The sequence below is a fragment of the Undibacterium sp. FW305-107 genome, assembly GCF_058788535.1.
Map to the genome: position 1 here is coordinate 239,424 of NZ_JBYTAV010000007.1, position 13,001 is coordinate 252,424.

General features: G+C 52.4%; 8 protein-coding genes. 3 read left to right on the plus strand and 5 right to left on the minus strand.

Going from position 1 to position 13,001, the window contains the following annotated elements:
* Position 1: 1 nt before the first annotated feature.
* Complete coding sequence (locus tag AC3WQT_RS17160; protein WP_492705645.1) at positions 2-1,810, minus strand: ABC transporter ATP-binding protein; 1,809 nt, start codon at positions 1,808-1,810, stop codon at positions 2-4.
* Positions 1,758-3,509 (minus strand): ABC transporter ATP-binding protein, encoded by a 1,752-nt coding sequence (locus tag AC3WQT_RS17165; protein ID WP_492705418.1) that lies wholly within the window; start codon positions 3,507-3,509, stop codon positions 1,758-1,760. Before AC3WQT_RS17165 ends, AC3WQT_RS17160 begins: the two co-directional genes overlap by 53 nt.
* Before the next feature lie 145 nt (positions 3,510-3,654).
* Here AC3WQT_RS17165 and AC3WQT_RS17170 point away from each other — a divergent pair, with 145 nt between their 5' ends.
* From AC3WQT_RS17170 to AC3WQT_RS17180, 3 genes are all read left to right on the plus strand, one after another.
* A complete protein-coding gene (locus AC3WQT_RS17170) occupies positions 3,655-5,916 on the plus strand; it encodes an ATP-binding SpoIIE family protein phosphatase (protein WP_492705419.1) in 2,262 nt (753 codons plus the stop codon).
* Positions 5,917-5,948: 32 nt separating this feature from the next.
* Positions 5,949-6,314 carry an STAS domain-containing protein gene (locus tag AC3WQT_RS17175; RefSeq protein WP_492705421.1) on the plus strand — a complete coding sequence of 122 codons (366 nt, stop codon included), beginning with the start codon at positions 5,949-5,951 and terminating at the stop codon, positions 6,312-6,314.
* A gap of 357 nt (positions 6,315-6,671) precedes the next feature.
* Complete coding sequence (locus AC3WQT_RS17180; RefSeq protein WP_492705422.1) at positions 6,672-7,559, plus strand: amino acid ABC transporter substrate-binding protein; 888 nt, start codon at positions 6,672-6,674, stop codon at positions 7,557-7,559.
* A gap of 86 nt (positions 7,560-7,645) precedes the next feature.
* Here the strand turns inward: AC3WQT_RS17180 and AC3WQT_RS17185 are convergent, their stop codons facing one another.
* The 3 genes from AC3WQT_RS17185 to AC3WQT_RS17195 form a co-directional block, all read right to left on the minus strand.
* Positions 7,646-9,757, minus strand: a complete 2,112-nt coding sequence (locus AC3WQT_RS17185; RefSeq protein WP_492705424.1) for a prolyl oligopeptidase family serine peptidase — start codon at positions 9,755-9,757, stop codon at positions 7,646-7,648.
* Between the two features lie 353 nt (positions 9,758-10,110).
* The gene (locus AC3WQT_RS17190) at positions 10,111-12,213 is read right to left on the minus strand and encodes a sensor histidine kinase (protein ID WP_492705426.1); all 2,103 of its coding nucleotides are present in this window, start codon (positions 12,211-12,213) and stop codon (positions 10,111-10,113) included.
* Positions 12,191-12,928 carry a response regulator transcription factor gene (locus AC3WQT_RS17195; RefSeq protein ID WP_492705428.1) on the minus strand — a complete coding sequence of 246 codons (738 nt, stop codon included), beginning with the start codon at positions 12,926-12,928 and terminating at the stop codon, positions 12,191-12,193. Before AC3WQT_RS17195 ends, AC3WQT_RS17190 begins: the two co-directional genes overlap by 23 nt.
* Positions 12,929-13,001: the final 73 nt, after the last annotated feature.

Genomic DNA, 13,001 nt, shown 5'->3' on the forward strand with positions numbered 1-13,001 from the left:
CTTACTCTTCCAGGGTTTGCAACAGATACAGGCGCTGGTATATGCCTTGATCCACTTGCATTAATTCTTGATGATTGCCTTGCTCTGCCAGCTTGCCGTGATTCAGCACGATGATGTTGTCGGCGTCACGTATGGTAGAGAGCCTGTGGGCAATCGCGATGATGCTGACTTTGCCGCGCAATTCAATCAGTGCGGTTTGTACTACCTGTTCGGTTTCACTGTCGATATGGGAGGTTGCTTCATCCAGGAACAGGATGCGTGGTTTGCCAGCCAGCGCACGGGCAATTGCCAGCAATTGTTTTTGCCCTGTGGAGAGTCGCGCACCACCTTCGCCCAGCGGTGTATCGTAGCCGTTTTCCAGTTGCAAAATAAAATCATGCACATGCGCCGCTTTGGCCGCAGCGATGATATCTGCCTCGCTGATGTTACGGCCCATGGCGATGTTTTCGCGGGCATTAGCCGCCAGTAAAAATGGCTCTTGCGGTACCAGCCCCACCTTCTCGCGGAAGTGCGCATCCGTGATGCTGGCCAGCGGCTGACCATCGACTTCCATGCGGCCAGACTGTGGCGTATAAAAACGCAGCAAGAGACTCAGCAGGGTGGATTTGCCGCTACCGGTATGGCCGACGATGCCATAAAAACTGCCCGCCGGGATATCCAGACTGAAGTCATGCAAGACTGGACGCGCCGGATCATAACCAAAATTCACTTTGTCCAGCGTCAGGTGGCCGTCAGTAATGCGCGCATCGCTGCTTGCCTGTACATGCTGGTGTTCATTCAGCAGCTTGTTGACACGCGCAGCAGAAACCACGGCTTGCTGTATCTGGCCAAACTGCAGGGTGATCTGTATCAGCGGCTCTACCACGCGGGCGATATAGCTGACAAAGGCATACAGCACACCTATCTCCACACCAGAAAAACTGCGCTGGCTGAAAGTGAAAATCACCACTACCAGCAACAGCGAATTCATCAGGTCCAGCGCCGGGCGCAACAGCCAGGCATTAGCACGCAATTCATCCAGCCTGGCGGCATAATGCAATTGATTGGTCGTGGCAAAGCGCTCACCAAAACGGCGCTCGGCATTGCTGGCTTGCAGCGTGCTCATGCCATTGATGCTCTCTGCCACCTGGGCATTGATTTCACTGCGCAACTGGCGCGCCTTGCTGACGGCAGGCGCACTCCAGCGCTGGTAAAACCAGACGATGATGATGACCGCCGGTATCAGCATCAGCACAATCAGCATCAAGCGCCATTCCAGCAAGGCCATGGCAGTCAGGGCGCCAAGGACGACGATGGAACTGTCAAGCATGACGAACAGCACCTGCACATACAGGTTCTTGACCGCCTCAGTGTCATTTGTTACGCGGCTCACCAGTTGCCCGGTAATTGCCTTGTCAAAGAAAGCCATGGGCAGACGCAGTACATGTTCATACACCTGTTCACGCAAGCGCCGTACAGAACGCATGGCGACACCAGCCAGGCGCGTCAGTTGCAGGTAGCGCAGCCAGGTCGCGCCCCAGCCCGTCAGCACATAAGCTGCCAGCAGGCCGATGACCATGCCCATGTCCATCTGGTGTGGCAACAGGTAACGGTCTATGAAAGCCTTGCCCAGAAAAGGGCCGACAGCTTCCAGGCCAGCGGCGATAAATAAAAAGAAGATGCCCAGCCAGACATGGCGTTTTTCACTGCGGGCTGCGTGCAGCAGCAAATGCACTGCCTGTTTTTTTTCTGACATGGCAGCGGGTAATTGTTTCGTATCAGGCTGCATCCAGGCTTGCTTCCAATTGTTGATAACGCCATTGCGTTGCATACCATCCATTCAAGTCCAGCAAGGCCTGATGATTGCCTTGCTCTATGATCTTGCCTTCGCGCAAAACCAGGATGTGATTGGCTTCCAGTACCGCACTCAGGCGGTGGCTGACGATGACGGCACTGCGTTCAGGATGTTCTTGTCGCAACTCTGCCAGGTGTTGCAGGATATGAGTCTCAGTTTGCGTATCTACTGCCGACAAGGCATCGTCGAGCAATAATAAAGGGCTGGCCGTCAACAGGGCACGGGCGATGGCTACACGCTGTTTCTGGCCGCCAGACAGGGTTACGCCACGCTCACCCACCAGTGTGTCATAGCCATGCGGGAAGCGCTGTATATCATCATCCACCGATGCCAGTCGAGCCGCCTTCATGACCTCGGCACGGCTGGCGACAGGATTGCTGAGCGAGATATTGTCAGCAATCGAAGCCGAGAATAAAAACGGTTCCTGCGCCACCCAGTTGATGGACAGGCGCAGGGTTTGCAATTTATAGTCTGCCAGTGCATGTCCGCCCCAGGCTGCCTGACCTTGCTCAGCCTCGATCTGGCGCAGCAGCAGGCGCACCACGCTGGATTTACCTGAGCCGGTAGGACCAACTATGCCCAGGGTTTGTCCAGGCGCAATACGCAGGCTTATGTCTTGCAAGGCTGGCCTGGTTTGTCCAGGATAAGCGAAGCTGACTTTGTCCACGACCAGATCACCGTTTGGTGGCGTGTCCAGCTTGCCCTCATCATTGACGCTGAGTTCCTGCGTCAATACCGGTTCCAGCCGCGCCCAGGCAGCCTTGCCGCGTTCCAGCAATGACAAGACCCAACCCGCAGCAAACATCGGCCAGATCAACTGGCCAAGATACATGGAAAAGCTGGTCAAGGCACCTATGCTCATTTCACCATGCCAGACCAGGTAACCGCCGACGCCCAGCGTCAGCGCACCGGCCGCAGTCAGGGACAGGCCCACTGCCGGTTCATAGGCAGCTTCCCAGCGTTGCGCATTCAGGCTGGCAGCGGCAGCGTTTTCTGCCAGTTCGGCAAACTGCGCGGCGCTGCGTTGTTCCAGGCCCAGGGCGCGCAGGGTGCGCACGCCAGATAAAGTTTCCTGTACCTGGTCATTGAGCTTGCTGAAACGGTCTAGCGAATCGCGTGATGCATCCTGTATATGATGGGTAATGTGCTTGAAGGCCCAGGCCATGAAAGGGAAGGGCAGCAAGGCCGCCAGTGCCAGTCGCCAGTCCACGCCCAGCAGCATCATGCCTATCACCAGGGCAAAGGTCATGCTGCCATCAAAACCGGCGAGGGCGGCTTCACCTGCGGCCAGTTCTATGGCATCTGCATCATTGGTGCCCAGCGCCATCAGGTCGCCAGTTCTTTGTTGCTGGAAAAAGCGTGAACCCTGCACACTCAAACGTTCATACAAACGGGTACGCAACTGCATGCCCAGTTGATAAGAAGTCGTAAACAATTGCGTGCGCCAGCCTACCCGCAGGAAGTAGATGGCCAGGCCCATGCCCAGCAGCCAGGACAGTTCCCACATCAGGGCTGTGTTGTCAAAACGACCCGCCACCATGCCATCGATAATCATGCCGACACGGCGTGGTATCAGCACCGTCATGACGGCAACGGCAAACAGCATGAGGCCAGCGCTGATGTACTGGCGCCAGTGCTGGCGGATAAATTGCGCTAAAAGCTGGTACAGACTCATGGAAGGTTCAGACCAGCAAGACAGAAAATGGTTGCATGCATCAAATGCAAGTCCTCGATAGATGGCAAAGCAGGAAATGATACAGTATCCTCAGACTTTGGCCTTGCTCACCCGTATCCGGCAGACTTTCGTATAGACATATAGTGTGACTAAATACAGCGTGATTAAATTAAAAGCATTCCAGTTCACCAGTATTACTTACCGCCTGGTTTTTGCCTGCCTGATGGCGGCGGTGGTGATTTATGGCAGTTCTTATTACCAGATGCGTGCCTTGCTGCAGCAAGTCATGACGGGCTGGATTAATCAGATAGCAATATCCAAACTCGATGCCATAGTGGCAAAACACCAATCCAGCCTGCACCTGATCGCTGAGCAAGCCAGCCACCTGGTGCAAATGGATGAGCGCCTTTATCTAGCTGATCAGGACGGTCTTAAAGTAATTTTGCCCCTCTCGCCCTATGTTGGCAAACTGGCTATTTCTTCTGGCGCGAAAAATGAGGAACATCGCTTTGGCTGGCAAGCAGGGGTAAACAGGCAATCCTGGGAAAGTACCGCAGCAGATGAGGATCTATTGCATTCCTGCAATGCTGTTGATGGTCATGATTATTGGACCAGTCATATCAGTAATCAGGAACTGGTTTTCTGCACCGGCTTTTTTATGAAAGGGCAATCGCTGCAAAGCATTGCCATCCAGATCAATATGCAGCCCTTGTTGCTAGACCTGCAAAACAATTTGCACCTGGTTGATGAGGTCGATCATAGCGTGCAAGGCCACTCTTATGTAAAAAATAAGTTGACTGGCAATTTCTTGCTGGGAGCTGAATTCAATCTCAACAATATATCTACACGGCCAACTGAGGGATCTGGCAAGGGCGGTGACATACATTACAGCCTGCAATTGCGGGATATGCCGCTGGTCTATGGCTTTTATTTTCCTGCATCAGAATTTCAGGCGTACCTCGGTAAGTATTTCATGATCGTCATCTTTTCCATGGGCAAGGACATGCTGCTGATGTGCATCGCCATTGCCCTGGTATCACGGCAGACGACCAGGTCACTGCGCAGCCTTAGCAAAAGCACGGAAGAAATTGCCCAGGGCAATCTGGATACAGAACTGACCAAAATCCCCAGGAGCGATGAGGTTGGGCGCCTCTCGCGTTCATTCAGGCGCATGCGTGATTCATTGAAGCTGCACATACTGGAATTGCAGGAAGCTACAGCGGCAAGACAGCGTATGGAAAGTGAACTCGCCATCGCAGCCCAGATACAGCAAGCCATGTTGCCCAGCGCAGATGCGGCTATCGATCCACGCTACAGCGTGAGTACTTTGCTGCAACCCGCCAGGGCAGTTGGTGGCGACCTGTATGATTTTTTTCATATAGCTGATGAGCGTATTTGCATGGTGATAGGGGATGTCGCCAACAAGGGTGTGCCAGCTGCCCTGTTCATGGCGCGCACCCTGAGCCTGATGCGCACACTGGCACATCAGAGCAGTTCACCGGCAGCCTTGCTGTTTGCCGTGAACCGCGAACTGGCGCACAACAATCCCGAATGCCGTTTTGTCACCATGTTCTTTGCCATGCTCGACCTGAAAAGCGGTGTGTTGCAGTACGCTAGCGCAGGTCATGATGCGCCGCTGCTGTTACGTGATGGCCAGGTCAGCAAGCTGGCACTGGAAACCGGCCCGGCATTGGGGCTGGAAGAAGAAGCCAGTTTCCCGCAGTTTGAAATTCGCCTGCTTGCTCATGACATTGTCGTCATGTATACCGATGGCATCACCGAAGCCAGGAATCAGGATAATGAAGAATTCTCAGAAGCCCGATTACAGACTACAATTAGTCGACAGGCACCGGCATTTGCAGCAGACATTATTCGCAGTGTGACACTGGCGCATCAGCAGTTTATTGCGCAAGCTCCGCAGTTTGACGATTTGACATTACTAAGTATGCAATTTCATCCTGAAGCTAAACGACGCAAACCGGCTTTTGCCGACTGGCAGATCAGCCTTAATGGCCAGTCACTTGCCTATGATCAGGTCAGGCATCGTCTGGCTGGTTTGCTGCATGCACAGCAAGTCAGTGATGAAGTGGTTGATGACCTGCAATTGATTACTGAAGAAGTACTGGTCAATGTACTCAAGCATGGTGCAACAGATCAGGACCCGGCATCCATACGGCTGGACGTGCATTTGCAAGAGTCAGAAGTGATACTCGACGTGGTCGACAATTCCCACGCTTACAATCCCCTGCATGGCGTCAGTCAGCCCGACCTCGAAGTGGATTTTGCTGACCGTCCCGAAGGCGGCCTGGGCCTGTATCTGGTGAATGCCCTGGCAGATCATATTGATTACAACTACGCGCACGGCCAGAATAATTTGCACATACGTAAATTTCTTGTCAAACCCTGAACACCTGCAAGCTAAACCATAGAGGACAGACAGTGTTAGAAATTTCCATAGATGAAACCCAATTACCAACCGCAAGAATAGATTTGTCCGGCAGCCTTGATACCAGTACCGCAGCCGACCTTGAGCAGTTCTTTGCCAGCAGCGTTAGTGAAGAAGTCAAGATCCTGGTCATGAGCATGGAAGCCTTGACCTTCATCTCCAGCGAGGGTTTGCGGGTGCTGGCTAAGATACGCAAAACCATGCGCAATCATGGCGGTGCAACTTATTTTGTCAATCTTAGCCGCCAGGTACAAAAAGTATTTGAAATTGTCCGTGCCGCACCGTTGAATGAAATTTTTACCAGTACCGCAGAGCTTGATGCTTATCTGGCAGAGATGCAGCGCAAGGTCGCTGAATAGCAGGAGCCCCGCATATAAAACGCTGATGCTGATGCCAGCGTTTTTTTATTTGCATGACCTGTCACTGCGAGAATCTTTTGCTAATTTGCTGTTAATTGGTCATTAGCCTGATCATTAGCTGGATAGAAACATAGAGGATTACCTCTCCCTCAATATTGCAAGACCACGATATAATCCGATTCCTCATTTTTAAAACCCCCACGCTTTTGCAAATAATCCGGGCCTGATTGCATGGCCCTTTCGTACCACCCCTATTCAGGCAAGCTCAACCAAGGCTGCACCTGAACATCTTTTGCAGCAGCCCCCAACAAAATGCTCAGACAGTAAAAGTTGTCATGCAGGGCATAAGGAAATCATATGAAATTGCGCAGTATTTTTCAGGCTGGCGTATTTGCGTCGGCCGCCGTTCTTGCTCAACTGGCATCAGCTGACACTTTGGAGCGTATTAAAAAAAGCCAGACCATCAATATCGCTTATCGCGAGTCAGCCTTGCCTTTCTCTTATTTATCAGAAAGCAAAGCACCGGTTGGTTACACCATCGATATCTGCAAGAAAATGGTCGATGCTCTCAAAAAAGAATTGAAGTTGCCACAACTGAAAATCAATTTTGTCCCAGTGACGGCTGATAACCGCATCCAGGCCATGACATCTGGCCAGACTGATATGGAATGTGGTTCAACCAGTAATACGGCTGACCGCAGGAAGCTCGTTGATTTCACGATACCGCATTTCTTTTCTACTCTGCGCATGATGGTCAATACTAGTTCAGGCATCAAGAACTGGACAGATTTGAAAGACAAGAAAGTCGTCTTCACCAAGGGTACTTCGACCGACAAATTCATACTGGAGCGTGACAAGGTGCGTGCCCTGCACATGGCGCTGGTGGAAGGCAAAGATCACAGTGATTCTTTCACCATGCTGGAAACTGGTCACGTCAATGCCTTTGCCCAGGATGAGGCAATCTTGTTTGGCTTGAAAGCCAAAGCCAAAGACCCATCCAGATTCATGATCGTCGGCGACCCGCTGGCTTCTGAAGCCTATGCCATCATGCTGCCCAAAGGCGATGCCGCATTCAAGAAAGCCATTGACATAGAAATGGCACGTCTGATGGCCGATGGCGACATCACCAGACTGTATGAGAAGTGGTTTACCAAAGCCATACAACCAAACAATATGAACCTGGCCTGGCCCATGGGTTCTTTGCTGAAGGAAACCATACGCTTTCCTTCTGACAAGGTGAATTAAAACGCTTCATCGTAAAAACAAAAGCCCGGGATTGTGCATCCCGGGCTTTTGTTTTTACGGCAGATACAGGCCGCCTTATTTGCTACTTAGTGCACTTGCACAGCATCATTGTCACGCTTGAGCATATTCCACAAGAAGGTGTAAGTGATCGCACTCATGTCGGCACGTTGTGCATTGTTCGCCGCACCACCGTGGCCACCTTCTATGTTTTCGTAATACCAGACATTTTTATGGCCCTGATCCATCATCTTGGCTGCCATCTTGCGTGCATGGCCAGGATGTACGCGGTCATCACGGGTAGAGGTGATGAACAGCACATTAGGATAAGTCACACCTGCCTTGACGTTCTGGTATGGAGAATATTTGGAGATGTAATCCCATTCTGCCGCTACATCAGGATTGCCATATTCACCCATCCATGAGGCACCCGCCAGCAGCTGGTTAAAGCGGCGCATATCCAGCAAAGGCACCTGGCTGACCACCGCATTGAACAAGTCAGGGCGCTGGGTCAAAGCAACACCGGCCAGCAGGCCGCCGTTACTGCCGCCCATGGCACCCAGGTGTTTAGGGCTGGTGATTTTGCTGGCGATCAGGTCTTCTGCTACGGCAGCAAAGTCATCATAAGCACGTTGACGGTTTTCTTTCAGCGCCAGTTGATGCCAGCGCGGGCCAAACTCGCCACCACCGCGGATATTGGCGACGACATACACGCCACCCTTATCCAGCCAGCTCTTGCCCAGGCCACCGGAATAAGAAGGTGTCATGGAAATCTGGAAACCGCCATAGCCATACAGCAGGGTAGGGTTATTGCCGTCGTATTTCACATCCTTGCGGCGCACGACAAAGTAAGGCACCTTGGTACCGTCCTTGGAGGACGTGAATTTTTGTACTGTTTCATACGCACCGGCATCAAAGAAACTCGGTGCAGACTTCAGCAGCTCGCGCTTGTCATTGCCTGCATGTGCCATCATGTAAACGCTGGGTGTCAGGTAATCAGAATAGCTGAGCAGGTAATCGTCAGAATTTTCTGCATCAATGCCGCTCACGCCAACCGCACCCAGGGTAGGCAGGCTGACCTGACGGGAAGACCACTTGCCGCCATCGAATTTCCATTCTTTCAGGTTGCTCTTGACGTTATCCAGGGTCTGCAATAACAGATAATTTTTTGTGATGGTAGCGCCGCTATAAGAGGTAGTGTCGCTGGGTTCAAACAAGACGGTGAACTCACGGTTACCCTTCATGAAGGCATCAAAATCGATGGCCAGTACGCTGCCGGATGCATAAGTCTTGCCACCGACATTCCAGGTTTCACGCGGGGTGATCACGGCCTGTTTGTCAAAGAAATACAGATTGCTCTTGGCTGGCACATCGAGCTTGGTCAGTTTGTCGCCTTCTTTCAGATATTGTTCTGAAGTGTAGAAAGTGATCTGGCGGTTAACCAGTTCCCTGTGTATGCCCTTATGGTCGCTGGAATTGGCACCCACCGCCATATCAGTTTTCTGGCCCTCGAACAGCGTCTTGGCTGCAGATAATTCCGTACCGCGTTTCCATTCCTTGACTACGCGTGCATAGCCAGAATCTGTCAGCGTGCCGGCACCAAAGTCAGTGGCGACAAACAGGGTATCTTTGTTGACCCAGTCCAGGTTCATTTTTGCTTCTGGCAGGCTGAAACCACCTTTGACGAAGGATTTGTCGGCCAGGTCAAATTCACGGGTGACAACCGCATCGGCACCACCGCGTGACAACTCGATCAGGCAACGGTCGTACACGGGTTCACGGCATACGCTGCCCTTGAATACCCAGTTTTCATTTTCAGCTTTGGCCAGTGCATCAACATCCAGCACGACTTCCCATTTAGGCTGGGCTTTCTTGTATTCTTCCAGTGTGGTTTTACGCCAGACACCGCGCGGGTGTTCTGCATCCATCCAGTAGTTGTAGACGGCATCGCCCATTTTGCGTATGCCTGGGATACGGTCTTTCGAATCCAGCACGACCTGCAAATCAGCTTTCAGCTTGGCAAAACCTGCGTCGTTGTCAAGCTTGCCGCGGGTGACCTTGTTCTGGTCCTTGACCCAGCTCAGGGCCTTGTCACCGGTGACGTCTTCCAGCCACTGGTGTTTGTCTTCTGCCTGGGCCAGTGCCAGGCCGCTTGCACCTGCCATGCACAGCGCCGCGATCAGTTTCAATTGTGGTTTCATTGCTTTCCTTATTGTTGGACAGGCTGTCTCAGCCTGGTATTTTTTCTCAGGGGTTTGAATATGACTATATGGATAGTGCAGTAATTGACCCCGTGAGCTGGCGTTTAGTTCAGCGCGCCCGTCAAGGATTCTAAAGCCATGCTTTCCGATAGTGCGACGTGATTTGTGGTGGGATGCAAAACTAAGTTTTGCTTTTTCGGCAAAAACTGTTGAAGTCGTCGGATTATTATTTTTTTAATAATTTATTGGAATTATGCAGACTGGCACAGAGTTTGATTTGCCATGCCTTAGCCACGTCATTCCGGCATGCTCCTGGCCGTCATCCAGTGTCGTTATTTTGTCTCTCTGCAGACTTACGGATTTCCTCGTTGCAAAGTGAGTACAAAACTCACACCCTGGTCCACATTCTGCACGCTGATCGTCCCACCCATCTTCGCCATATAGGTCTTGGCAACAAACAATCCCTGGCCCCGGTTACCATTCGCGCCCGAATCATGCTGGTCCGACACGCCATATTCAAAAATCTTGTCGATCAGATCGTCCGCAATATGCGGGCCATCATTATGGATAGTGATGGTCGCCGCCGTCTCAGTATTCTGCAACTGGATACTGATAGCACTGCCTGGCTTGCGGTAACGCTCGGCATTGCGCAAGACATGGGTCACTACATCTTCCAGCGAATACTCATCAGCCTTGACCATGACGACATCATCCGTGCCCTGATAGCTGACGTCAGGTATGCCTACCATGGGGGCATTGTCTGCGACGTTTTTCAGGAACAGGGTGATGTCAATTTCACTGACTTGCAAGACGGTAGATTGAAATGCCTCGCTGGGTGAGGCGCTGCCATACAGCACACGTATGGCCTGCTGCATGCGGCTGATGTAGCGGTTGCTCTGGTCTTCGGCATTACCATGCAAGGCCATCAAAGATTGTAGCGGTGACATGATTTCATGGCCGACGGCATGCCACATTTCTTTCTCTTGTTCAGTGCGTATGGTTTCGCGTTCCACGTCTTCCTTCACGCGCCGCAGCAAGTCATGCAGGCAACTGGCCAGCACACCCAGCTCATCCGGGCTGCGCAAGTCGCTGACATCGAATTGTTCGAGCTCACCCGCACCCTTCATGGTCTTTGACAATGACACGGCACGCCTGGTCAGCAGAGTGATGCGCCTGATGATACTGACCTCGATCAATAGCCAGGCCAGTGTCAATGCCAGCAGCATCGCACCGACAAACCAGGACACACGGCTGGCAACTACGCTCAGGCTCTTGCTGACGCTACGCACATCCCCCTTCAGCAAAACTTCATAATTGGCCAGCGGTGTGCTGATGGTTTCACGGTTTTCGAGCGGGACATCGTATTCATCCACAGGCAGGCGGCGTATCAGGCGGGTGACGATGTTCCATGATTCATCGCTTTGTTCAAAGGCACCGGTCAGGTTGATCAGGTCATCCTTGTTATCCTTGCTGTCCTGAGCATCGCGCTTGCGTATGCGCAGGGTTTCGCCAGGCAAGAGATTGTCTTGCAAATCCTTGAGGGAGAATGGTGTTGCAGTTGGCGCATTCTTGCTGTCCAGCAGGGCGGTGTCAGAATCCGGTGGCAGGACGGACAGGCTGACTTCCATCTGATCGAGATCCTGTGGTGGCCAGACCGGGCGTTTTTTTTCAAACAGGGCTTCCTGCAATACCGGTATGGGCAGACGCAGCGAGAAGAAGGTATTTTTCTGGCAGTCAGCATCCTTGTCATCCTGGTCTGCCTGGTTGCAGATCGCCTGTTGCCAGGCCCAGCCACGGAAGTCTTTTACCGGGCGAGCATTCGGTCTGTTGGCTTCGCTTTCATTGAACCCTGTCCAGCGCCCACGTACACCCTGGTTTTGTCTCGCTGGCGCTATCTCTTCTTCAAACGGTGCTATCCAGCGATATGTCTGGCCGCGCAGGCTGACACTGACTTTCAGCCTGTGTGCCTGTGTCAGGCTTTCATTGCCGCGCTTGTGTGACACCAGCTGGCTGCTATTGAAGTTACCCGCTATATAGATAAAGCCGCCCGCCCAGGGGTTATTGCCTATGCCGCTGCAGAGTGCGCCTTCATTACCATATTGCACCAGGCAGCCAGACATGGCGATGGCTTGCTGCACCTTGTTCTGGTCGTCAAAATCTATCGCAGAATAAGGCAGCAGCAAGGGACGCAAGGATGCGCGCTGTTTGTCATCAGGAGGATTGAGCAGCGCCAGTTGCCCGGCAGGGTGGCGTAGCGTGGCCGATATTTGCAGCCGGGTTTTATTGAAATTGCTTTGGTAATTGTTATAGCTGAGTTGCTTTTCCTGCTGCAAGACAGACAGCGCCAGGCCTACTGTTGCCAGCGCCAGCAATAAAAAAACGCCACGAAATAATATCCGTAGCCGGTAAGTCGCCAGCAAGAACTTGCCCATCTCAGCTTCTGCCTGCGTCGTCATCCACCCATCTGAAACCGCGCATGGGGACGTTTTCTATGCATTCAAAATCCGCATCAATCTCACGGAAGGCGTCGCGTATGGTTGACACATGCTTGCGGATATTGTCGCGGTTGCGCCCGCTCTTGACGACTTCATACAAGTCTTCATACGACACTACCTGGCCACGGCGGGCAAACAGGGCCGCCAGTATGCGTTGCGCAGTCAGTGGCAGGTTGATACGCTGGCCTCGCCAGATAGGAGTGCGCTGGCGCAGTGGGTCCATGCTGAGTTGGTCGGCAACCGGGGACTTGGCCGCTTCCTTATAAGCAGCGCTCTGGCTCTCTTTATGTTGCTTGCGTTCCTTGACCGAGCGCAGGATTTCCAGAAAGGTTTCGATGAAATCGGCTTCTTCAAAGGTCGCCTTTTGCAGGTAATCCCAGGCATCCAGTGCCTTCATGATGCTGCGGTAGATGGTGGCTGGCATGGCCGACACCACTAGCACTGGCGTTGCATGCTGCTTGTTGATGGCATTGATGATGGCGACCCCGGCATGGCGCTCGCGCCCCAATTCAATATCAAGCACCACCAGGTCATAGTTTTCGCGTGCGATGGCTGCCTCGGCATCGTCCCGGCTGAACCACTGGTCTATCTGTATGCCTGGTTTTGCTGCTTCTATCCAGGTTTTTAACTGATTGCTGGTGGGCAGATCGTCTTCAATGACAGCTACTTTGACCACTTCATTCTCCTGCACTGATATCAATATTCGCAGTATCTACGCTTTTCAGGCAAAAGTCATAAAGCCGCTGTGA